Source organism: Parabacteroides sp. HGS0025, from assembly GCF_000969845.1.
GTDB classification, from domain to species: Bacteria; Bacteroidota; Bacteroidia; order Bacteroidales; family Tannerellaceae; genus Parabacteroides; species Parabacteroides gordonii.
Window position 1 is genome coordinate 742,775 of the sequence record NZ_KQ033902.1, and the last position, 23,636, is coordinate 766,410.

16 protein-coding genes are annotated in these 23,636 nt (G+C 44.0%); 10 read left to right on the plus strand and 6 right to left on the minus strand.

Going from position 1 to position 23,636, the window contains the following annotated elements:
- The first annotated feature begins 9 nt into the window (after positions 1–9).
- Positions 10–1,503: a RagB/SusD family nutrient uptake outer membrane protein gene (locus HMPREF1212_RS02595; protein ID WP_046148329.1), complete on the plus strand. Its 1,494-nt coding sequence runs from the start codon at positions 10–12 to the stop codon at positions 1,501–1,503.
- Between the two features lie 88 nt (positions 1,504–1,591).
- Positions 1,592–2,998 (plus strand): alpha-L-fucosidase, encoded by a 1,407-nt coding sequence (locus HMPREF1212_RS02600; RefSeq protein ID WP_087880909.1) that lies wholly within the window; start codon positions 1,592–1,594, stop codon positions 2,996–2,998.
- Positions 2,999–3,105: 107 nt separating this feature from the next.
- Here HMPREF1212_RS02600 and HMPREF1212_RS02605 read toward each other — a convergent pair whose 3' ends face one another.
- From HMPREF1212_RS02605 to HMPREF1212_RS02620, 4 genes are all read right to left on the minus strand, one after another.
- On the minus strand, positions 3,106–4,827 hold the full coding sequence (locus tag HMPREF1212_RS02605; RefSeq protein ID WP_046148330.1) for a SusD/RagB family nutrient-binding outer membrane lipoprotein: 1,722 nt from the start codon (positions 4,825–4,827) through the stop codon (positions 3,106–3,108).
- Between the two features lie 37 nt (positions 4,828–4,864).
- Complete coding sequence (locus HMPREF1212_RS02610) at positions 4,865–8,305, minus strand: SusC/RagA family TonB-linked outer membrane protein (protein WP_028729591.1); 3,441 nt, start codon at positions 8,303–8,305, stop codon at positions 4,865–4,867.
- A 612-nt stretch (positions 8,306–8,917) separates the two neighbouring features.
- Positions 8,918–9,442 carry an NUDIX domain-containing protein gene (locus HMPREF1212_RS02615; RefSeq protein ID WP_028729543.1) on the minus strand — a complete coding sequence of 175 codons (525 nt, stop codon included), beginning with the start codon at positions 9,440–9,442 and terminating at the stop codon, positions 8,918–8,920.
- An 87-nt stretch (positions 9,443–9,529) separates the two neighbouring features.
- Entirely contained in the window at positions 9,530–10,495 is a 966-nt protein-coding gene (locus HMPREF1212_RS02620) for an ROK family protein (RefSeq protein WP_028729544.1), read from the minus strand.
- A gap of 248 nt (positions 10,496–10,743) precedes the next feature.
- Here HMPREF1212_RS02620 and HMPREF1212_RS02625 point away from each other — a divergent pair, with 248 nt between their 5' ends.
- Positions 10,744–11,217 carry a GyrI-like domain-containing protein gene (locus HMPREF1212_RS02625; RefSeq protein WP_028729545.1) on the plus strand — a complete coding sequence of 158 codons (474 nt, stop codon included), beginning with the start codon at positions 10,744–10,746 and terminating at the stop codon, positions 11,215–11,217.
- Between the two features lie 36 nt (positions 11,218–11,253).
- On the opposite strand, the gene HMPREF1212_RS02630 is transcribed toward HMPREF1212_RS02625, so the two are convergent.
- Both HMPREF1212_RS02630 and HMPREF1212_RS02635 read right to left on the minus strand, forming a co-directional pair.
- Entirely contained in the window at positions 11,254–11,631 is a 378-nt protein-coding gene (locus tag HMPREF1212_RS02630) for a VOC family protein (RefSeq protein ID WP_028729546.1), read from the minus strand.
- 18 nt (positions 11,632–11,649) lie between these two features.
- Positions 11,650–12,372 carry an MBL fold metallo-hydrolase gene (locus HMPREF1212_RS02635; RefSeq protein ID WP_046148331.1) on the minus strand — a complete coding sequence of 241 codons (723 nt, stop codon included), beginning with the start codon at positions 12,370–12,372 and terminating at the stop codon, positions 11,650–11,652.
- A gap of 607 nt (positions 12,373–12,979) precedes the next feature.
- Between HMPREF1212_RS02635 and HMPREF1212_RS02640 the strand changes: the two genes are divergently transcribed.
- The 7 genes from HMPREF1212_RS02640 to HMPREF1212_RS02670 all read left to right on the plus strand — a co-directional run bounded on the left by HMPREF1212_RS02640 (position 12,980) and on the right by HMPREF1212_RS02670 (position 23,481).
- Positions 12,980–13,669 (plus strand): ABC transporter ATP-binding protein, encoded by a 690-nt coding sequence (locus tag HMPREF1212_RS02640; protein WP_028729548.1) that lies wholly within the window; start codon positions 12,980–12,982, stop codon positions 13,667–13,669.
- On the plus strand, positions 13,656–14,921 hold the full coding sequence (locus HMPREF1212_RS02645) for an ABC transporter permease (RefSeq protein ID WP_046148332.1): 1,266 nt from the start codon (positions 13,656–13,658) through the stop codon (positions 14,919–14,921). The genes HMPREF1212_RS02640 and HMPREF1212_RS02645 overlap by 14 nt, the downstream gene beginning before the upstream one ends.
- Positions 14,922–14,933: 12 nt before the next feature.
- Complete coding sequence (locus HMPREF1212_RS02650) at positions 14,934–16,199, plus strand: ABC transporter permease (RefSeq protein WP_046148333.1); 1,266 nt, start codon at positions 14,934–14,936, stop codon at positions 16,197–16,199.
- Between the two features lie 39 nt (positions 16,200–16,238).
- Complete coding sequence (locus tag HMPREF1212_RS02655) at positions 16,239–17,357, plus strand: efflux RND transporter periplasmic adaptor subunit (RefSeq protein WP_028729551.1); 1,119 nt, start codon at positions 16,239–16,241, stop codon at positions 17,355–17,357.
- Between the two features lie 20 nt (positions 17,358–17,377).
- Positions 17,378–18,727 carry a TolC family protein gene (locus tag HMPREF1212_RS02660; protein ID WP_046148334.1) on the plus strand — a complete coding sequence of 450 codons (1,350 nt, stop codon included), beginning with the start codon at positions 17,378–17,380 and terminating at the stop codon, positions 18,725–18,727.
- Between the two features lie 198 nt (positions 18,728–18,925).
- Positions 18,926–21,196 (plus strand): YyaL domain-containing protein, encoded by a 2,271-nt coding sequence (locus tag HMPREF1212_RS02665; protein WP_232430037.1) that lies wholly within the window; start codon positions 18,926–18,928, stop codon positions 21,194–21,196.
- Positions 21,197–21,207: 11 nt separating this feature from the next.
- Positions 21,208–23,481, plus strand: a complete 2,274-nt coding sequence (locus HMPREF1212_RS02670; RefSeq protein WP_046148335.1) for a hypothetical protein — start codon at positions 21,208–21,210, stop codon at positions 23,479–23,481.
- Positions 23,482–23,636 lie beyond the last annotated feature (155 nt).

Below are 23,636 nucleotides of genomic sequence, written 5' to 3' on the forward strand. Positions count from 1 at the left end.
GATTAAGTTATGAAAACAAGATATGCACTATTGATAGTATCGCTGGTTCTGGGGTGTAGTAGTTGTACAGACTTTCTGGATGAATCGAACCCGTCTAATTTTACCCAGCAGAATTATTTCAGAACGGCAGAACACGCCCGCAGCGTAGTGAATTCGATTTATCAGGATTTAAGATATTCGGCCAATGGCGACTATGGCGGTAACCCTTATTTCATGACCGATTTCCAGACCGGACTTGCCGGAACGAAAGTGAGCCAGAATGTCAACATCAATAATATCCGACTGGTGGTGAATAACTCCGACAACGAATACAGCAAGAGCTGGTGGAACTATACTTACCGTGCAATAGCGAATGCGAATCTGGCAATTACCTATATACCCGGTATAGAAATGGATAACAGTACAAAGAAAAAATGTCTGGGTGAGGCTTATTTTCTCCGGGCGTATAACTATTTTAACCTGGTTCGTCTGTTCGGGTCGATACCTTTGGTTCTGGTACCGGTAGATGCTTCTTCTCCCGAATTATATCCGCAGCAGGCTTCTGTTGAGGATGTTTATAACCAGATCATCTCCGACTTGAAGGAAGCTGAAAAATCAGAGTTGCCCTGGGTAGATGAAAGTGGCAAAGTAACAATGGCTACTATTAAGTCTGTGTTGGCAAACGTCTATCTGACAATGGCCGGTTATCCATTGGAAAAGGGGAAGGAATATTACTCGCTGGCTGCATCCAAGGCGAAGGAAGTGATAGATAACGGTAGTTACAAGCTGTTTTCTTCCTACGGCGATCTGCATAATATTGAAATGGAAAATAAGGGGGAACATCTTTTTATGATCCAATATCAGTCGGGAATAGTGGAAAGTCCGTTCCAAAGCTTATATTTGCCTTATAATATGGATATTTCCTACTACTCGACTGAAACAGGTTCGATAGTCGTACTGGATGAATTTATTAATACCTATGAAAAAGGAGATAAGCGGACAGAGGAAGGCGAATTCTATTATACCCAGTTTACTTCGAATGCGAACAGGGAAGAGATCGTTAAGTTCGGTGCTTATCATATCTTTAAGTTCTTCGATATGGATGCGAACCTGAATACGGCGAAAAGCAGTCTGAATTATCCGTTGCTTCGCTATGCAGACGTATTATTAATGTATGCCGAAGCACAGAATGAAGCCGATGGAAGTCCTTCAGCCGATGCATATTCCTGCGTGAACCAGGTGCGGCAGCGGGCAAACCTGAAAGGTCTTAGCGGCTTGTCGCAGGATGAGTTTCGCCATGCAGTCTGGAAAGAACGTTATCATGAACTGTCTTTTGAAAATAAGATATGGTTTGATATGGCTCGTACCCGCAAGGTGCTGAATCTGACAACCGGAAAGTTTGATAACTATGTTGGCCATAAATTCACTTACGGGCCGGCTCTGAGCGAACGGGAACTGTTATTCCCGATCCCGACCAACGAGATCAAGAATAACAAGAACCTGAAACAGAATGATGGTTATTAGAAATAATTGAAGCAATATGACCGGCCTTGTGGGGGCTGGTCATGTTGCTTCAAAACAGATTATTAATTTAGAATTAAATTTAATGCGTATGAAGTTTTATTTACAGATCTTTGCCGGATTGCTGATCTGGAGCTGGTTGGGAGTGCAACAGGCAAATGCCCGTCCGGATAGCCGGGATACGAATCTAAGAAATCTGCAACAACAATTTGTCGACCTGAAGTTCGGTATGTTTATCCACTTCAATATCCCTACGTTTATGGATGACGACTGGGCGGATCCGGAAGCGAGTCCGGCCATTTTTAATCCGGTGAAGCTGGATTGCGGGCAGTGGGCCAAAGCTGCGAAAGCCGCTAAGATGCGTTACGGATGCCTGACGACCAAGCACCACAGTGGTTTCTGTATCTGGGATACGAAAACGACCGGTTATAATGTGATGAATAGTCCGCTCAAACGTGATGTCGTAAAAGAATATACCGAAGCATTCCGTAAGGAAGGACTGAAAACGATGCTTTATTATTCCATACTCGATACTCATCATAAACTGCGTCCCGGCTTTATCACTAAAGCCCATGTCGAAATGGTCAAAGAGCAGTTAACGGAACTTCTTACCAACTACGGGGAGATAACCGCAATCATTATCGATGGATGGGACGCTCCCTGGTCGCGTATCTCCTATGAGACAATACCGTTTGAGGAAGTGTACCGGTTGATAAAAAGACTTCAGCCCAATTGCCTGGTGATGGATCTGAATGCCGCCAAGTATCCGAAGGATGCCTTGTTCTACACAGATATAAAGTCGTATGAGCAGAATGCCGGACAGCATATTTCAAAAGAGACGAACCAACTACCCGCTTTATCTTGCTTACCGATCAATAAGAGCTGGTTCTGGAAAGAAAACTTTCCGGTATCGCCTGTAAAAGATCCCGTTACGATTGTAAAGGATAATCTGGAACCATTCAATCAGGCTTATTGCAATTTTATATTGAATGTGGCTCCTAACCGTGACGGCCTGATCGATCCGAATGCTGTTGAGGGATTGAAGAAGATCGGAGAACTCTGGAAAGATGATGTAGCCGTACCCCAACTTCCGGCTTATGATGCCCCAATAATTGCAACGAATATAGCCAAAGGTAAACCGGCTGATTCCAGTTGGAGTGAGGATATGTGGATCATGGATTTTGGAAATGACGATGATTTTACAACCAGTTGGCGGTCGAACAAGGCTGTAGCAACCCCCTGGTTGGAAGTGGATCTGGATAAATGCCATTCTTTCAATATGATAACAATAACCGATCTTCAGGGAAGTATACAACGGTATCGCTTATTATATGAAACGGATGGTATCTGGAAAGAGATCTGTTCGGGAGATAAGGCTGATAAAGTTAAAGTGCATCGTTTTGACCGTGTTTGGGGAAACAAAGTCAAAATAGAAATAGAGATCACCAATGGGCAGGCTTCAATTGCTGAGTTCGGGGTGTATGATGAACAACGCTAATTATAGTATATAAATAAAAACCGCCGCGAATCACTTCGGGGCGGTTTCGGTTTCCACATTTACCATCAATTATGTTTTATATAATTGTGTGGAGATATTTTTGTTGATTATCTAACCATCTTATAATAAGTTTTCTTAGCCCAGAAGAGGTTGGTGTAATAACCACTTGGCTCTTCATAGTTTTTAGCGATAGCTGCCTGGCAGTTTTCGCTGTTGTAAGTCAACTCATCGTTTGGATAAGGCAAACGGTTAGGAGGAGTAGGGAAACCAGATACCTGGTTATCTGTTGCAAATTCAACTACAGGATAACCTGTACGGCGTACTACGTTCCATGCTTCCAGCTTGTTCATGAAGCCGAAGTTCAGCCATAACTGCGTGCAGATAACCTCCTGGGTCGGTTTCCAGATGCTTTCGGCGTAGGCTGCAATAGCATCGTTTGTTGGTCTAACCAATGGACGGAATCCTCTGTAGCTATCGTTGCCTTCTTTATGAAGCGAGCTGGTTTCCTTCATGTCCCAATAGTATTCGGTAGACTGTTTCACTCCTTCAATGAAGTTTGCTTTCGCCTTGTTGGTATCGGTACTCACGCCATATCCCATCAAATAAGCTTCGGCTTTGCTGAAACTTACTTCGGCTGCACTTAACCATAGGCCGAATATGTTTTCGTTTCCTTGATATGTAGCCCAACCGGCGGCAGCGATTGTGTCGATTTCACAGAAATAATTGGCTTGTGTCATACCTCTTTCTACATACTCTTTCTGTTTTTGGTCTTTCAAGGTTGTGATTTCAGCCTCGGTCATCATGACATCATAAGCGATGTATTGTCCATCGGGGTTGCAATCGTACATAACTTCCAGACGTGGGTCGGTATTTTCGTCAGGTAAACCGTTTGTCGGCAAGTTCATAGCATCCAGAATAGTCTGTGAACAAGCAGCCATACCACCTGAGCGAAGCGCTTGTGAGAAACTTTTACCGAAATTGAAATCGTCCTTCTGGGTATTGGCTGTCACACCCATATTTTCCGTATTGTTGTCAATCAGCGGATACTGTCCCGGATTGTTCAGGATTTCGGCAATGGCAGCATGGGCTTCTGCTGTGCAATCGCCGGCAGTAGACAAATGAAGAGCAATACGCAGACGGAGTGAGTTGACATATTTGCGCCATAATGTAGCATCACCGGCCGCGATCGTGTAGTCTTGACGGCTTAATGAGGTAAGACCAATCTGGTTTACATTGCCACTGGCAAAATAGTCGCCGACTTCTTTCAGGTCGACAAGGATCTGCTTATAAAGTGCTACATCGTCATCATAAACGCATTTTTCTTTGGCTGCATTGTAATCGCCATCTCTCCAAAGTGTACCTGCACCGTTGAAAGGTACATCTCCGAATATGGACAACATTTCATGTAATTGTGATTCAACCAGTGTGCGACCCAGATAATAGAATACAATGTTTGAGGGCTTTTCTGTTTCGGAAAGATTTTCATAAGTATATTCTAACAAACGCTGTTGGGTTAGCATATCGTAAAATTCTTTCCAACGATCATTGTAACGTCCTTCACCGGAACCCATATAGCGAGCACGCGAATTGGTTGTACCGATAACTCCGGAGAACAGACCTGAGGTGGTTGATTGTACCCAATGACGATAATAAATCGGGTTCATCCAGGTGTTCCCTTTAAACATTACGGCGGTAAATACCTGAGGTACACCTACTGTTGTTGTTTGAGAAGGATCTGCGTACTTATCATCATACGCTGAATCGGCGCATGATGAGGCAAGCGATACTAGTGCGATTCCTCCTGCTAACAATGAAAATATCTTTTTCATAAATTCTTCTTTTTAATCTGATTTAATAAAATGTAAATTAGAAGTTTGCACGAACAGAGAAACCGAATGTGCGTGCACTGGCCGTTGAACCGCCTAATTGTGCCTGATAAATCCAGTTTGTACCGTCTGTTGTTTCAGAGTCGAACAATTTTAATGTGCGATATACATAGAACGGGTTACGTACGAAAGCTGAAACCATCAGGTTATTGCAAGCAAACTTCTTGGTCAAGTCTTTCGGCAGTGTATAACCCAGGCTGATTTCACGACATTTGATGTAGCTGTTCTTTTGGATAGCATCCTGATAACTCATGCTGGCGCCTGTACCCCAACCATATTGGCTGACGTTTGCTTCCATTTGAGTTACAATGATGTCGTTTGGTGTGCCGTCTTCTTTTACACCCGGCAAGATCAAACCGTTGTCCCAAACATAGTGACCGTTTATCATCGTTTCACCTCGTTTGTAGTTGCTTACTTCACTTGGGTTAACGATATGGATAGAACCTTTGTCGTCCATTTTTTCTGTGTCGCAGTAGTAGAATAAACCTCCTGTGGAATGGTCGCGAACACCTACGGCGTCGGTAATATTACCTACAGCCATCATGTATTGCCAAGGTGTGTTCAATACATCGCCACCAAAACGGAAGTCGAAGGCCATATCCAAAGTAAAGTTCTTATAGCTTAAACTTGTACCGAAACCTCCGGTAACTTTTGGCATGGCGTTACCTACTTTGTGACGTTCGGATGTATCGGTTATATACAAACCGTTGCTGCCTACGATGTAATTGCCGTTTTCGTCTGTTTTCCAAGTATAAGTATACCAGTCACCCATAGATTCGCCTACATGTGATTCAAGCGAGGCTGCACCACCATCAATATCCGAGTGATTTAATACATCCAAACCATCAGCTAACTTTTTTACTGTATTTTTGTTCCAAGCTACATTTGCACGCAGATCCCATTTCCAATCTTTGTTTTCAATAGGAGTACCGTATACGCTAAATTCAACACCCTTGTTGCTCAACTCACCTACATTCATCAACATGCTCTGTGCACCCATAGAAGCGGCACTGGTCGTTTGAAGAATCTGGTCTTTGATGGTATTGCTATAGAAGTTGAATTCCATGCCTAAGCGGTTTCCAAAGAATTTGTTTTCCAAACCGATTTCAAATTCATACTTGGTTTCCGGCTTGATACTTTCATTACCGATACTCTTATCAATGTAATTATAACTGTAAGTAGATCCTCTCAGCAATGATTCTTGTTTGAATGCCAAAACGGCGCGATAAAGTTCAGGGGCATTACCTACAATACCATAAGAAGCGCGTACTTTACCATAGTTCCACCAAGTTGGCATTTGGTCTTTAAGTAATTCCGTATAGAGTACGCTGGCGCTGGCAGAAGGATACCAGAATGAATTGTTGCCTTTCTTCAGGGTAGAGGTCTTTTCCTGGCGGATAGAACCTTCCAGAAATCCCCAGCCGTTGTAGCCGTAGCTGGCAGTCAGGAAAGCACCTGTTTTAAGCAAATCTTGTTTGGTCATACTTGCATTCTTTGTGCCGACAGAGGCGTTCAAGTGGAACCAGTTTTCTTGTGTCAGACCTTGGCTGGTGCTAACATCCGATTTGTAATAAGATTCCTGGCGAGCTGTCCAACCTAGGTTGGCTGTTACATTATGAAGCTCATTGAATGTTCTATCGAACATCAACATCACATCGCTATAAACAATCTGGTAGCGGCTGTTATTTAATCCATAAGAGTCGCTATACTGACCGTTGGTAGAGAATACATGTGCGTTTTCTGCACGGTTTTTGTTTTCAATCTTGTCAACAGTCAAGTCGGCTGCTACACGACCGTTCAATGTTAATCCAGGGATGATTTCCCAAGTCGGGTTGACTGCACCGATGAAACGCTGGTGTTCTTCCAACTGTTCTTTACCCATAATGTTCCAGAAGTATTCACTCATTAATGAGGTAGATCCCATTGGGGTATAAAGGAATTGTTCGTCTGGTGTTAATGTATCGCTTGTTCCACCGTTATACGATGATGTGCTGTTTTGATAACCAAGGCTTGTTACTGTATGGTCGCGTATGTAAGCAACATCGGTGAAGCCACCGAACATACCACTGAAGTTGTTGGTTAAACGGCTGATACGATACGGGCGGTTCTTAATGAACTGGTTCTGATAAGTGGCCGTGTAGTTCAACTTGATGGTATTGGTTACATTGAATGTACCGTTTAAGTTGAAATTATGCTTATGGTTGTTAGAGTTGAGCTGCATAGCTTTTACATCGTTGTAAGTGTATGAGAAACGTACGTTGTTTTTCTCGGAACTGTTGGTCAACGATAGGTTGTAAGTTTGGTTTACACCGGTACGGAAGATATCTGCCCATTGGTTGTTGTCAATCGGTGCGAATGCACGCTGTGTACCGTCAAAGTAAGTAACCATTTTGCTGGGATCATATTTAGCCCCCCACGAATAATAAGTTTCACGGTTCGGCGTAACAATTGCGTTACCGTTGCGGTCTACACGTAACTGACGGAAACCAGTTAAAGCTTCTTGACTATCGTTTCCTAATTGTGAGTTATCGTAACCCGGACCGTATTCCTTTTGTATTTCAGGCATATAAGCCACTTTGTCGAAACTTACATTTGCACTGAAGTCAATCTGAGTACCTGAACCGGCTTTAGCTTTTTTGGTAGTAATCATCACAACACCGTTGGCAGCTTCCGATCCGTACAGGGCAGAAGCGGCAGCTCCTTTCAGGATAGAGATGTTTTCGACATCTTCGGGGTTGATATCTACCATACCGTTGGAGTTGATACGCTGGTTACCCCAGTAACCATCATTGTTGGTGTTACTGTTGTGAAGAGGTACACCGTCCATGATGATCAGCGGTTGAGTATTACCCGTGATAGAAGAAAGACCACGAACGGAGATAGATACCGCTGATGTACCGCCACCAGGAGCAGCCTGAATACGTACACCGGTAGCTTTACCGTAAAGTCCGGTTGCGATGTTTGAACCGCCAGTTCTGGTTAATTCTTCAGATGATACATTACTTACGGCATAACCTAATTTCTTGGCATCTTTCTTGATACCCAAAGCTGTTACGACAACTTCGTCCAGCTTCTGAGTGTCTTCTGCTAGTTTAATGTTTAATGAAGATTGGCCAGTGTAGGTGACTTCCTGAGTAGCATATCCGATAAAAGAAATCTGGATAATGTCTCCCTTTTTTACTCCTTCCAGGTTGAATTTACCATCCATATCGGTAATACTACCGTGAGTGGTTCCTTTGATCACTACTGATGCTCCGGCAACAGGTCCGAAATCATCTTCTACAACACCGCTTACTTTACCACTTTGTTGGGTAATAGCAGTTTCGTGCTTTTCTGGCGCTAAGTCTGCATATACACTTGTAGGAAGTGTTATTGCTCCTGCGACAAGAATTAAGCTGACAGGTTTGAAGTGTTTCAACATAATTAATGAGTTTATTGATAATAATACTAGTGTTAGTGGAGTTGCTTTAGATTTGACGTTTATTGATGTTTTTGATCTTAGTTCTAAAAGAACTCCGTACTAAATATCCGGCGCAAATATATTAATAAATTATCAAACACTGTTATTTTACGTCAAAAAAAGATATATTATGCTTTGTTTTTAACAACTTCAACAATAACAAAGAAAATAATCAGCATTCAATCTGACTACAAATCTTATCCTTTGATTATATTCATATTGTACATTTTGATATCATTATAAATTTGTATGTTAATCGTAATATCCTCCTATTCATATTAAACAATATTTATTAATGCCAGATAGATAAACAGAAAGTAATTCATATGAACCAATGTTATAAAAAAAAGCTTTTAACCTTACTTAACCAATAGAATACTATTGATAATTAGATGTTTTCTGCTTACATCACACCATAGTTCTTTTAGAACTATGGCTTTTTTTAGGGTTATGTATCTTCTTTTTTATAAAAAAACAATAAGTAGGATGTGGTAGAGAAATTGTAATACGGAAAATAAGAAGGACGAAATATTTCGTCCCCTAATTGTCAATTGATAGATAAAAAGATGGAAGTTAACGATTGTTTTCTTTGTAAATTTCAATTGCTTTCTTTATTGATATCAATCCGAAGTCATCCGCTTTCAGCTCTTCCTCTTTCAAAATAACAATTTCAGCTGCATCGTCTTCTGCATGAGCGTTGTTGAAGTTTTCTACATGGCATTCGAAAAACATATCTATCGTGTGTACTTCAAAACCGCAATATGGATAAAGGTTAGGAATAGAAAACAGGTAACAGCATTCGGTGATATCCAGTCCTGTTTCTTCTTTCACTTCGCGATGTGCTGCTTCTTCAGCCGATTCATGCATGTCGACAAAACCTCCCGGCAAATCGAGTGTTCCTTTGGCCGGATCCTTCGCACGACGTACCAATAAAACTTCCCCGGCTGCGTTACGGATAAAACAGGCTACTGCCGATGAGGGGTTAAAATAATAGACGAAACCGCAAGTGGTACACATTTTGGCCTTCTCGTTACGTTCGACGAATGTTTTGGCACCACATTTCGGACAATAGATAAACTGATGTAAAGGATGACTCATATTATTAATATATATATAATGTATATAAACAAATAAGGGCGGCCTGAAGCCGCCCTCGATCTGGGGCCGAACCCCGTTGAAATACGATTACTCTTTTACTTCCCAACCTAATGCGCTGGCACCGAGTACAGCTGCATCGCTTTCTTTCAATTGAGAGAAAAGCAGTTTAGTTTTACCTTCGTATACTTTCAGCATATTCTTTTCCATAGAACGTTTGATCGGATTCATGATCAGATCGCCTGCCTTGGTCAGACCGCCGAACAGAATGATTGCTTCCGGGCTTGAGAATGCAACAGCATCAGCAAAAGCTTCACCCAGGATGTTTCCTGTGAATTCGAAGATTTCAAGAGCCAGCTTATCATTCTTCATAGCTGCTTCATATACATCTTTTGAAGTGATTTCGTCCGGATCGAGTTCGCGCAATAAACTGTCGTCCTTACGGATTTCCAGATATTCACGGGCTGTACGAGCCACACCTGTTGCCGAAGCATACGTTTCCAAACATCCCTGACGACCGCAACCGCAAGGACGTCCGTTGTTACGACGCATGATTACGTGACCCAATTCACCGGCAAATCCATCGTGTCCGTAAACCAGGTTACCACCGATAACGATACCGCTACCAACCCCTGTTCCCAGTGTGATTACGATAAAGTCTTTCAGACCACGAGCTGCACCATAAGTCATTTCACCAATCGCAGCAGCGTTGGCATCATTTGTTAATGCTACAGGAATACCACCGATTTGTTCGCTGATCAACTGAGCCAAAGGAATTTTACCCTTCCACGGAAGGTTTGGGGCAAATTCGATACAGCCGTTGAAGAAGTTACCATTAGGAGCTCCTACGCCTACACCTTTGATTTTGTCGGGACCACCGGCCTGATCGATTACTTGTAGCAAACCTTGACCAAGTTCTGATACATACTCATCGATATCAGTATATTTACCTGTTTTGATTGATCCACTGTACAAAATTGTACCTCTCGCATCTACTACTCCAAAAACAGTATTGGTACCGCCTATATCAATACCTACTACATAAGGCTTCTCCATGATTTTATATTTATGATTAATAATGAGTTTTTCTGGAAAGCAAATATAAGAGGAATATGGTTAGCTGCAATGATTTTCTTAAAAAAAATGCGTAATGATGTTTTATTTCATCTATTACAATAAATGAAAGATTACTTGTCGGTTGGATCAAAATATGTCATTTTCAGTTTTTTTCTGCATTCTGGTACCGCTTCATTGAATGTTTATTTTACCTTTGGTAAATTCTTAACCCATTAATGAATAACACTATGCCACAGGTTTCAGATATACGGCTCATGGTCCGGGCGGAACAGCCTGTTTTATCGGCCCGCATGAAAGCCAGCTATAAAGATATGGAACGGCTGTTTGCCGAAAAACGCGAAGTCGCACTGTCACTTCTCCGGCCGACCGGAGTATATATGACCGATGTCCCTTTTATTATTTACTACGATTACCTGGATCTGGATATACATAATCTGGATATAGAGATCTGTTTCCCTCTTTCTACCTGGATGGAAGGTAACGAGAGCCTGCAATCACGCATCATCCCTGAAACGAAAGTAGTCCATTGCCTGTTCAAAGGCGATTATGATGAAATGGATTATCTATATGGGGAAATGACGGCCTGGATCATGCAGAAGGGATATGAACCCGAAGGTACGGCCTATGAATTTTACTATAAGAAGAAGGAGCAGACGTATGAAGAACGGTTGACCAAAATTGTATTGCCGGTAAAAGGCTGATACAATTTTGGTGCAAGATGATTGGTATGCTGTCTTTTATCTAGCTGGCAGAACCTCGATCCAGTAATCGTCGGGATCGTTGATGAAATATAGCCCCATAGCCGTATTCTCATAACATACGCAGTCCATTTCCTTATGGAATTTGCGTACTTCGTCGTAATCACCAGCTACACGGAAGCAGAGATGACTTTCGTTGTCTCCTAGTTCGTAGGGGGCGTTGCGGTCTTTCAGCCAGGTCAGTTCCAGCAGGAATCCCGTCTGATCGTCCGTCAGGTAAACGAGGACGAAAGAGCCGTCCTGTGCCTCTTTGCGGTGATGTTCTTTTAGCCCGAGTGCCTTATTATAGAAAGCGATACTTCTGTCGAGGTCGAGAACATTGATGTTGAAATGATCGAATTTACTTTTAATTTCCATGATTGTTTTCTTTATAAATTAAAAATCAGTGCCTTCTCCGGGTACGGACAACAAGATATAACGGCAGCCCTTCGACTCGGCGTAAGGGCCGAAAGCCATTACTTCGGCCGGCCGTTCCCAGAAATGCATGGGGACTAAAACGTCTGTCTTTATCCTGTCGACAAATTGCTGGGCTCCCCGCATAAAATCCGTCCCGATACGCGGATCGACAGGAAACATGGCCAGATGCAGATGATTGGTCGTTTCGGCCAGTGTATTCAGTTCATGCAGGTAGTCGCCTTCTGCTTTGGCCACTTCCGCAGGTGTCGATTCATCTTTCCAATGCCAATTATTCAGATCGCCTGCATGGAAAAGTTTTTTCCCTTCACAATCTATCAGGAAAGAAGTACCCACATCGGTAGAACCGAATGCCTGGATGCGGATGTTTTCATCCTCAAACACGTCTCCCTTCTTCAGGTATAACGCATCTTCGGGTTTAGCCCTGCGCCTTTTCAGTATGTCTTTGGAGAATATATACTTGATATCCTTTTTTATCTTTTTCCATTCGAGTATTTCCGGGTTGAAATGGTCGGGATGGAAATGTGACGATAATATATATAATGTACCGGGACGGTGAAGCAGTTCGTCGTGAACGAAGCCTGTGTCCGGTGTCTTTCCCGTATCTTGGAAATAATCTATCAGGATGGCATATCCTTCCGCTTCGATGGCAAATCCGCTATGGTAGATATAAGTAAGTCTCATAATCTTCTTCTTGTTTGTTGATCTGTAATAAAAACACGGGAATCGCCGCTTTGGTTGTTTCGGCGGGTACAAATATACAAAAGGATTTCGATGAATTTTTATTTACTATGCGTACTAATCCCAATTACTATACATACTAATCCAAATTAGTATGGCGACTAATCAGCTGTTGATAACCGTCAGCCGTATGGTTGATAATCGTTGGCCGCTTGGCTGATAATTGTCAACCATACGGCCGATAATTATCAGCCGCTGATTTGTTCCGTTCCCAATATAATAAATAAAGCAATAAGTTATTCATAAACAAGGGAGTAAAATGATTGAACCTCATGTTAAAAAAGAGAATTCTTAAAAAGTCTCATTGTTTTTATATTAGCGGATATGCAGTATAAATAGTATCAGGTCGTTTATTTATTGATGTGTTTACTTACGTATTCTTACATATCGATAAAAGTAATAGTTAATATGAATTAAAAATTAGTACCTTGCGATACAAGGTATCTTATATAAGCATACATTTGTTGCGTAGAAATGAAAAAAAGTTCCTTAAACATGTAACATTTTTAGCAATGTGTACGTCTAATAATAAAAAGAAATGACAGATATTATGATTCAGCTGAAAGGAATTAACAAAACGTATTTCAATGGTGCTCCGCTACATGTATTGAAAGGTATAGACCTGGAGATAGAAAAAGGGGAAATGGTTTCCATCATGGGGGCTTCCGGGTCGGGAAAATCGACACTATTGAATATACTGGGGATATTAGATACTTACGACACCGGTACCTATCATTTGAATGGACAATTGATTCAGAACCTGAGCGAAACCCGTGCAGCTGAACTTCGTAACCAGATGATCGGCTTTATTTTCCAGTCGTTCAATCTGATCTCTTTTAAAAATGCGATGGAGAATGTCGCCCTTCCCTTATATTATCAGGGGATAAACCGCAAGAAAAGAAATGCTATGGCAATGGAATACCTCGATATGGTCGGCCTGAAAGATTGGGCGGAGCATATGCCGAATGAAATGTCCGGGGGACAGAAGCAGCGTGTAGCTATTGCCCGTGCCCTGATTGCCCGGCCGCAGGTGATTCTGGCCGACGAACCTACCGGTGCTCTCGACAGTGTTACCACGGTAGAGGTAATGGAGCTTTTGCGTAACGTAAATAAAGAAGGTATGACTATGGTGATCGTTACCCACGAGCAATCCGTAGCTGATGCGACTGAAAAAATCATCCGTGTGAAAGACGGTTTGATTGAAAACATAGAAAAAGGAAAAGGATATGTTCGACTTTGATAACTTCCGTGAGATTTGGAGTACGATCAAAAAGAACAAACTCCGTACGTTCCTCACCGGTTTTTCCGTGGCGTGGGGGATTTTCATGCTGATCGTCTTGCTGGGAGCGGGCAACGGAATGAAGAACGGTATAATGAAAAACTTCGACCGTTGGGCCGGAAACCGTGTGGAAACATGGCCCCGTTATGCCAGCAAACCTTACAAGGGGATGCAGACAAACCGGCGTATACAATATAAGGATGACGACCTGGTGGCTTTGAGACAGCAAAATCCTGAAGTGAATCTGGTGTCGGGCGTACTTTACCAGAGCGATACGCTTTCATATAAGGAGGAATATAATACCTATTCTTTGCAAGGTGTCCATCCGGATAAGGCGACCATTGATAAGATCGAAATGACGGTGGGCAACGGGCGCTTTATCAATGAGGTGGATATATTGCAGAAGCGAAAAGTGATCGTGATAAGTCCCCGAATGAAGGAAGTCCTTTTCCGTGGAGAAGACCCGCTGGGTAAATATGTGAATGCCAGTGATATTGCTTATCAGGTGATCGGTATCTATACCGATGAGGACAATAATAACAATGCTCCGGCTTATATTCCTTTTTCTACGGCACAACAACTTTACCGTTCGGGCTATGGCCTGGATAATATCATCTTTTCTCTCGACGGTATCAGTACCAAAGAAGAATATGAGGCTTTCGAGAAACGTTTCCGTGCACAGATGGGAAAAAGGCATCGCTTTGATCCTGAAGACTTACGGGCGATCGGTATGTGGAGTACGATTGAAGACTTTGCCATGTTTAACGGAATGCTGAACGGGATAACCCTGTTTATCTGGGTGATCGGAATCGGAACATTGGCTGCCGGTATCGTGGGAGTAAGTAATATCATGTTGATCACCGTACGGGAAAGAACCCGCGAGTTCGGTATTCGTAAAGCGATCGGGGCAACCCCTTTCTCTATCCTGAAACTGATCATCGTAGAGTCGATCCTGATAACGGCCGTCTTCGGCTACTTCGGTATGATCACCGGGGTAGGGTTGACGGAAGGGATCAATGCCGTGATGGAAAGTAATAATATGGGGCAGGCCTCTTCGAATGACGATATGAGTATCTTCCTGAATCCGACAGTGAGCCTGGGTATCGCCCTGTCGGCTACGGCCCTGATTATTGTGGCCGGTGTGCTGGCTGGTTATTTTCCGGCACGTAAAGCAGTGAAAATTACGGCTATCGAGGCCATGAGAAACGAATAAAACAAGAAAGATATGTTCGATATAGACCGTTGGGTGGAAATATGGGTGACGATCACCCGCAATAAAACCAGAAGTTTTCTGACCGGTTTCGGTGTGTTCTGGGGAATCCTGATGCTTGTGATCCTGCTGGGGTCGGGTACGGGGTTCAAGAATGGCGTGCTGAAGAATGTGGATGGCTTTGCGACGAACTCTGCATTTTTCTTTTCCGAACGTACCGGGGAAGCTTATAAAGGATATAAGAAAGGCCGTTACTGGCAGATGCGCAACCGCGATTTGGAAACCATTCGCCAGCGTGTGAAAGGTGTCAGTTACCTGTCGCCGATGGCCATGTCGTGGGGCGGGCAGAATAATGTGGTGAGAGGCCAGAAAGTCGGTACATATAATGTACGCGGGGTACACTCGGAATATTTTCAGATCGAGACGCAGCATGTGCTGGAAGGGCGTTTGCTGAATGAGATCGACGTACTGGAAAAACGAAAAGTATGTGTGATCGGTAGTATTGTCCGTGAGGTATTGTTTACTCCGGCCGAAGATCCGATAGGCGAATATATCCGTGTAAACGGAATTTATTACCAGGTGGTCGGGGTGGTAAAACCCAAACCGCGTGTACAGATCGGCGGACGTACGGAAGAAAGTATCATGACGCCTTTTACCACTTTGCAGCAGGTGGCTAACCAGGGAGACAAGTTCTGGTTCCTCTGTGCTACGGCCGAGGATGGTTATTCCTGCGACAAGATGGTGGAGGATATAACGATGGTGTTGAAGCTGCAGAACGAGATCTCGCCGACCGACCCGCAGGCTGTCAGTAGCTTTACGATAGCCAAACAGTTCGAGACATTCGATATGCTTTTTACCGGGATCAATATCCTGGTGTGGCTGGTCGGTATGGGAACCTTGCTGGCGGGAATCATCGGGGTGAGTAATATTATGATGGTGACCGTGAGGGAACGTACCCGTGAGATCGGTGTACGCCGTGCGATCGGAGCCAAGCCTTTCGATATCATTTCCCAGATCATGAGCGAAAGTTTGTTGCTTACGGCTCTGGCCGGATTGATGGGGCTGAGTTGCGGAGTATTCCTGCTGGATGTAGTGAACCGGATGATGGCAAGTAGCGGAGACGCTTCTAACAACGGTACTTTCTTCAGTAATCCGGAGATACATATCGGAGCAGCAGTGGCCGCAACCGTCGTTTTGCTTATCAGTGGTTTGCTGGCTGGTCTGATCCCGGCCTGGCGTGCCATGCAGATCAAGGCTATTGATGCAATCAGAGAAGAATAACAGTATATCATTTGTCAATTAAAATAAACTAGATAAATTATGAAGAATCGTATCGTAAAGAAAGTCCTGCGAATCATCTTTTTAGTATTGGTGGGAGCCGCGGTGATCGGCACTTTCTACTTCTTGTGGAAAAAATCACAACCTGTCATTACTGTTTATGAAGTAGTAACACCTAAACGCGACTCCGTAGAAACGAAAACCGTAGCTACCGGAAAAGTAGAACCCCGCGATGAAGTCCTTATCAAACCGCAGATGTCGGGTATCATTTCCGAATTGCTGAAAGAGGCCGGCCAGATGGTGAAGGAAGGCGAGATCATTGCAAGGATCAAGGTGATCCCGGAAATGGTTCAGTTGAACAGTGCCGAATCACGTGTGCGTGTGGCTAAGATCAACCTGGAGCAGATCACGGCTACTTATAAGCGGGATGAAGGCTTGCACAAACAGGGAGTGATCGCGAAAGAAGATTATGAAACCTCTCTGTCTAACTATAAGAAAGCACAGGAAGAAGCCGAAAATGCACAGGATGCATTGGAGATTATCCGCGAAGGTATTTCGCGCCGGTCTGCTTCATCCAGTACGACACAAGTGCGTTCTACTATTACGGGTATGATTCTGGATGTTCCTATTAAAGTAGGTAACTCCGTGATCCAGTCCAATACGTTCAACGACGGTACGACGATCGCTTCTGTGGCAGATATGAATAATATGATCTTCCGTGGAAAGGTGGATGAAACCGAAGTTGGCCGTATCCACGAAGGAATGCCGATCAAGTTGACCGTCGGAGCGTTGGATAGCCGTTCGTTCAATGCCCTGTTGGAATATGTAGCACCGAAAGGTACGGAAGAAAACGGTGCTGTTTTGTTCGAGATCAAGGCCGCCGTCCAGATGCCGGAAGATGCTTTCATCCGTGCCGGATACAGTGCGAATGCTGAGATCGTCTTGAAACGTGCATTGGATGTCTTGACCATCCCTGAAAGCTGCGTGGAGTTCAGTGGTGATTCCACTTTCGTACAGATCGTAAAACAGGAAAAGCCGGAACAGTTATTCGAAAAACGTCCTGTAACAGTCGGTTTGTCTGACGGTATCAAGATTGAAGTGAAAGAAGGTCTGACGGAAAATGATAAGATCCGTGGCGGTATTGTATCTGCAAATAAGTAATAGAAATAAACGAATAAGCTATGAAACAAGTAATATCATCAGTAGCGTTGGCATCTTTCCTCTTCTGTCTCCCTGCCGGAGCACAGGAAACGGCTAAACAATGGTCGCTGGAGGAATGTATCCGCTACGCTATCGAAAACAATATAGACCTGAAACAAAGGGAGCTGGAACAGCAAAGCCGTGAAGTGGATCTGCACACCAGCAAATATAGCTGGTTACCCAGTTTGAATGCCAGTGTCGGTGAAAACTTCGGCTTCGGCCGTTCGGAATCGAAAGACGGTCTGATCGTAGACCGCAACTCGGCAAATACGACGGCCGGTATCCAGTTGAGTATGCCTTTGCTTGACTTGAAGATCCCCAGCGATATCGCTGCCCGGAAACTAGATTTGAAAGCTTCTTTCGAAACCTTGAATAAGGCTAAGGAAGACCTGTCCATAAACGTGGCTTCCTATTTTCTGCAAGCTCTTTATAATAAAGAAATGCTAAAGATCGCCGAGTTGCAGGTTGCACTGAGTTCGGAGCAGGTTACGAAAACCGAAGCACTCTATAATGCCGGTAAAGTGCCTGTTTCTCAACTTTACGACATGAAAGCGCAGTTGGCGAAGGATGAGGTTACACTGACCGAGTCGAAAAACAACGTAAAACTGGCATTACTGGATCTGGCCCAGAGCCTGGAATTGGAACGTGACGGTGAGAATTTCGATATATTGGAACCGGAAACAGGCGATGCTGTGGAGCAATATATGAGCAGTATCATCCCGCCTGATCAGGTGTACGATCATGCTGTTGGTTTCAAACCACAGATCAAGGAACAGGAGTATTTGCTCGAAAGCCAAAAGAAGATGCTGAAAGTAGCTCAGGCCGGATATTATCCGAAACTGAATTTCAGTGCAGGTTACAGCAATGGTTACTATCACAATTTCGGTGATGGCGATTATAACAATGCTTCTTTTAGCGATCAGTTGAAGAATAACGGACAGAAGTCGATCGGTTTCAGTCTGAGTATTCCAATCTTCAACCGCTTTCAGGTTCGTAACAGTGTTCGTTCCGCCCGCATCAATATCCATAACCGCGAGTTGATGATGGAGAACAGCAAAAAGACACTTTACAAAGAGATCCAGCAGGCTTATTATAATGCAACGGCAGCACAGGAAAAATATGTGTCATCCGACAAATCGGTGGATGCAAGTAAGATCGCATTCTCTTATGCGGAAGAGCGTTATGGTGCAGGCAAAAGTACGGTTTTCGAATATAGCGAAGCGAAGACGAAGTATGCACAGAGCCTTGCCGAACAAACACAGTCAAAGTATAACTTTATCTTCCGTGCCAAGATACTGGACTTTTATAACGGAACACCAATCACCTTATAATATTATTTACAGTTGGATTTTAGATCCTATTTTTAAACATAATTGATGGACACACCAAAAAGGGAAGGAAGTTTCCGGGAGGAAGCTTCCTTTTTGCTATATAAGCAATAATAATCCACTGAATAAGTCATTATTTGCTATTTATTATGGATATATTGCTCTCTATATTTGTGGCAATTTTATGTACGTAAATATACCATGAAGAATATAAGCATTGTATCCTTTTTATCTTTGTTTTGTATCCTGTCAGTTGTCAGGGCCGATATTCATTTCAGTTTAATTAATAGTGCCAGGGAAACAAACTGGCTGCCGGACTTAAAGGATGCGAGTAAGCAAATCCGGTTACTGGAGTGCACTTACGAGGATGCGGAACTAAAACAATGTAAAGAAATAAAACTAGCTTTGGCATGGAATGTCCGGACTGAGCAGACTGCAACTGATAGTGGCATAATGTACACCTTCACCTTTACAGCCAAACAGGATATGAAAGATGCCGGAGTGGCAGTGGCTTTTGATCAATACGGTTGGACGAGCGATAATTACGTTATGATTCCTTCCTCCGTATATAACGGAAACCGGCAGCGTATTGTCAACCGTGAATATGCAACCGGACTGGACAAAACGGACTATCGCCGGAAAGACCTGGCATTGACTTCAAACCCTATCCCTCAATTATCCCCTGAGTATGGAGCCAATTCCCGTCTGGAGGTGAATGTTAGTAATACGGCCACTCCGGCTATCACTATCCTGGACCGGGCGAAACAAAAAGGTACATTCCTGTTGACCGACCAGGGAATTGATTGGAATAATCAGGTTCTGGATCATGCCCTGATAGTGGAGGAAACTCCCGACAGAAGTGTGGCTTCATTTATAATCAGTGCTCCGGGAGTACGTGAACGCAAACCCGAATTTATCGGTTTCAGTAAAAGCCCCGATCGGGGAATACAGGTAGAAAAAGGCGATCAGATCGTTATCCGGGTAACGGAAGTCATTTTTCCCTGTAAAGATGTTCCCGAACTGTTGGCCCGTTTTATGAAAGAACGTAAGTCGCATATCCAGGGAGAAGCCCCCCGTAACCTGATGCCGATGAGTGAAGTATTGACCCGCATGGTGAAGAATATCGATGACCGCTATTATATTGGTGACCAATGGCAATACTATTGTCCGGAGAATGCCAATTGGATGTCGTATGGTTGGATCGGAGGCCTGATGAATACCTATCCGATGCTGGCTCTGGGTGATGCGGAGCATTTGCAGAAAGTAAAGAATACATTCGATTTCGCCTTGCCGCGTGCCAAAGGGAAAAGTGGTTATTATTATGATGTGCTGGGAGCGGACGGAAAAGTCCTTTACCGGGATGCCGCAGCCAATAATCCGGGAGTCGGACTGACCCGCAAGAACGGGGATATCCTATACTGGATGGTTAAACAGTTTATGCTGCTGAAAACGCAGGGTAAGGCAAATGCTATTGATCCGGAATGGGAAACCAATGTGCGTTTGTTGGCGGATGCCTTTGTCAATACCTGGAAAAAACATGAGACATGGGGTAATTACCTGGACGTAGAATCCGGCGATATTGCCGTTTACAATACGACAAGTGGTGCTATGGCAGTAGCAGGCCTGGCCTTATCCTCTGTTTATTTTGACAATCCGCTTTATCTGCAAGTTGCACAGGAAGCAGCAACCGATTATTATGCAAACTTTGCCTTGGTCGGGTTTACTTCGGGCGGTTGCGGGGATATTCTTCAGAATGCCGATTCGGAAACGGCTATTGCTCTGACAACTTCCCTTATGACCCTTTATGAAGTGACAGGAGCAGATGAATATCTGAAACGATCGGCTGACCTGGCTAACTTGTGTGCCACATGGACAGTCTCTTTCCCTTACCGTTTACCGGAAAATACTCCGCTGGCAAAGTTGGGAGCTAACCTGACCGGGGCCGTATGGGCCAGCACGCAGAATAAACATGGTGCTCCCGGTTTCTGTACCCAGTCCGGCGATGCCCTGTTCAAGCTATATCGTTCGACCGGTGATGTTTCGTATGCCGAACTGCTACGTGATGTAATCCATGCGCATGCCGAAGGTATTCAGCCGAATGGAAAAATTACGGAGCGACTGACCTATTGTGACGCCGATAGCCGTGGCTCACGTGGCGATGGCGGTCAGACGGGCTGGAACGAGACAAACGGTGCACTGATGGCCTTGGAAATTCCCGGAATTTATGTCCGTACCGACCTTGGTTCGTTGTATATCTTCGACCATGTAGAGGCAAAGGTTGTGAAGCACAGCAACAAGCAGATGGTCATACAAATAACTAACCCTACCGCCTATGACGCCACTGTGACGATCTTTGCCGAGAATGCCGAACAGGCTTTCCTGCCCCTGGGGGATAACGCTTTTCTGCAATGGAAAGATAAGGTGACGGTGAAAGCTGGTAAGACGGTGAACTATAAATTGAAAACAAATTAATTAAAATAATTATGTATAAGAAAAGTTTGTCTTTCCTGACTGCATCTCTGATCCTATTCAGCTGTACGACCGAAAAGACATGGGATTTCCAGACCGACTACTTCAGTATCGGTATTAACAACAAGGGATATATCACGAGTATGAAGAATACGACTGTGTCTCCGAACCGTGAGTTCAGTCCTGCTGATAAGCCCTCTCCGCTGATGTCGTTGTACGATAGTGAAAAGAAAGTGTATTATACTCCTCAAAAGGCTACTTATAATGCAGACACAGATTGTTTTACTCTCGAATACCCGAACGGTTCGGTGGCAACCGTAGCCTTACAACCTACCGGCAAATATTTCAGACTGACCTTAAATAGCTTGGAACCCCGAAACGGTATAGATGGTATTCAATGGGGCTCCTATTATACCAATATCACCAATCTTTTAGGTGAAATAATAGGCGTTGCCCGTGATACCAGCGATGTGGTCAATTATAGTATCGGTATGCTTGCCCTGGATGATAATACGCTGGGCGGGACATCCGATCTCGAAGGAGATGCAGCGCCGTTTCAATATATAATCCATACGCCTGATGCCGAACGTTTTCCTTTGCCGGATCATTTGCATGAAGGACAGGTGTTTTCTCTGGGTGGTGACGGAGTTAGCGATGTCGCTTTCTATGCCAATAAAGAACCCTATTACCGCATCATGTACGGTAATGCTGCTATGGTAGACAGCCTGGGACGTATCTTTCTGAATTATCATTCGCGCGACCGTGCGAAAAAGAGACAGGTATTTTATTCTCTTATCCCGAATATGCCGGCTAATATTCCAAATCATATAGATGTGGAACCCATACCGGGTGTCGATTTTATAGGTTCTTCCGTTGCCCTTTGGGGGAGTCCTGACAGTACGGCCCTAATGGATGTGATACAGAATATCGTTCTGTCGGAAGGTTTGCCTTATCCTACTGTAAACGGTAAATGGATAAAAGATCCGGCCGCCTATTCGCCCGATGTAATGACCAGCGGAAACCAGTACGACAGTATCATTTCCTATACGGCAAAGTTAGGTTTTCCGGCTATCCATGCCTACGACCAGGGTTTCCTGCGTCCCGATCGTGCCAATGAAAGTTATCTGGACGGAAGGAATCAGGAAAAGAAACCTTTCCGTTTCAATTCGGGTAACAAATCCCACCGTGAATTTGCCGACATGGCGGCAGAGAAAGGTATCATGTTAGGACGTGTCAATATAACAAATTCGCTGGCACCGGGTACGATGGATGCCAGCCCTTTCCCGAGCGACAGCTTGTGTTACCAGCAGAAACGTTTATTGATGAAAGATCTCTCTCCCGAAGATACCTTTATTATCGTGGACGATCCTACCTATCTGGAAGAAATAGCCAGTTGGGAAGGACATTGTAAAGACCTGAATATGGTAAAGATAGGTGGTGAATTGATCCATTACCTGGGTGTATCTGAAACAGCTCCTTATACCTTGAAGAATGTAACCAGGGGATATTGGGGAACTAAACCGGCTGCGCATAAGGCTAATGATACAGTCTACAAATTACAGGTGACCATCAATTACGGCTACGAAGGTATCATCCCGAATCTGGCCCTTCAGGATAAGATCGCCGAATATTATGCTGATGTTGCCCATCATTGCGGAGTGACCCTGTATGACTTTGACGGGCAGGAATTTCTGTTCAATAATGGTCACGGGTACTATTCGGCTAAACGTTTCTTCCGGAAAATGTTCGAACGGGCAAAAGAGTTGGGAGTTCCCTATATCCGCTTTTCCGGTGCTACCTTGTCGGAAGGTTCATGGCATTACCAGAGTGTATGGAATGTAGGAGGCGGTCGTAACCTCTATGACATCGATACTCGCGAATGGGGAAGTGCTACCAGTCAGGGAAAAGACTTGCGCGATGTCACTTATTCCAATTACTACCCGGTTTCTTTCGGAGGAAACTTTGCCATAAAGGACACCTCTACCGTCGAACAATATGAGCATGTACAGGCCATATCGGTTGGCTACGGAGCTACTTACTTTTTGGCTATCAACCAGAAAGACGTGGAAAGTTGTCCGCAGAAGGAACAGATATTCCAGGTAATCCGTACCTGGGAGGATGCCCGCCATGCCGACGCTTTCCCCCGTGAGATCAAGAAACTGTTGCGTGACCCGTCTTACGACTGGCGGCTGGAAGCAAAAGAAGGTGGTAACAGCTGGATACTACATAGGCTTGTCGACGGAAAGATAGTAGAATCATATCCGCTGCACCGGGCCTCAGGCTATTAGAAGTAATACTACTGTGCTAAGTATGGTAGCACTATTGTGTCAGATGTGGTAACACTACTGTGCCATAACTACTAACACAGTAGTGCTATCGTATTTAGCACAGTAGTTTTATTTTCTTTGAAATAGATATTGTTGTGTATACAGTAAATATAGAC

Coding starts and splice junctions, on each gene's coding strand:
- HMPREF1212_RS02595 (WP_046148329.1), top strand. CDS start 10: ATGAAAACAAGATATGCACTATTGATAGTATCGCTGGTTCTGGGGTGT.
- HMPREF1212_RS02600 (WP_087880909.1), top strand. CDS start 1,592: ATGAAGTTTTATTTACAGATCTTTGCCGGATTGCTGATCTGGAGCTGG.
- HMPREF1212_RS02605 (WP_046148330.1), bottom strand. CDS start 4,827: ATGAAAAAGATATTTTCATTGTTAGCAGGAGGAATCGCACTAGTATCG.
- HMPREF1212_RS02610 (WP_028729591.1), bottom strand. CDS start 8,305: ATGTTGAAACACTTCAAACCTGTCAGCTTAATTCTTGTCGCAGGAGCA.
- HMPREF1212_RS02615 (WP_028729543.1), bottom strand. CDS start 9,442: ATGAGTCATCCTTTACATCAGTTTATCTATTGTCCGAAATGTGGTGCC.
- HMPREF1212_RS02620 (WP_028729544.1), bottom strand. CDS start 10,495: ATGGAGAAGCCTTATGTAGTAGGTATTGATATAGGCGGTACCAATACT.
- HMPREF1212_RS02625 (WP_028729545.1), top strand. CDS start 10,744: ATGCCACAGGTTTCAGATATACGGCTCATGGTCCGGGCGGAACAGCCT.
- HMPREF1212_RS02630 (WP_028729546.1), bottom strand. CDS start 11,631: ATGGAAATTAAAAGTAAATTCGATCATTTCAACATCAATGTTCTCGAC.
- HMPREF1212_RS02635 (WP_046148331.1), bottom strand. CDS start 12,372: ATGAGACTTACTTATATCTACCATAGCGGATTTGCCATCGAAGCGGAA.
- HMPREF1212_RS02640 (WP_028729548.1), top strand. CDS start 12,980: ATGATTCAGCTGAAAGGAATTAACAAAACGTATTTCAATGGTGCTCCG.
- HMPREF1212_RS02645 (WP_046148332.1), top strand. CDS start 13,656: ATGTTCGACTTTGATAACTTCCGTGAGATTTGGAGTACGATCAAAAAG.
- HMPREF1212_RS02650 (WP_046148333.1), top strand. CDS start 14,934: ATGTTCGATATAGACCGTTGGGTGGAAATATGGGTGACGATCACCCGC.
- HMPREF1212_RS02655 (WP_028729551.1), top strand. CDS start 16,239: ATGAAGAATCGTATCGTAAAGAAAGTCCTGCGAATCATCTTTTTAGTA.
- HMPREF1212_RS02660 (WP_046148334.1), top strand. CDS start 17,378: ATGAAACAAGTAATATCATCAGTAGCGTTGGCATCTTTCCTCTTCTGT.
- HMPREF1212_RS02665 (WP_232430037.1), top strand. CDS start 18,926: ATGAAGAATATAAGCATTGTATCCTTTTTATCTTTGTTTTGTATCCTG.
- HMPREF1212_RS02670 (WP_046148335.1), top strand. CDS start 21,208: ATGTATAAGAAAAGTTTGTCTTTCCTGACTGCATCTCTGATCCTATTC.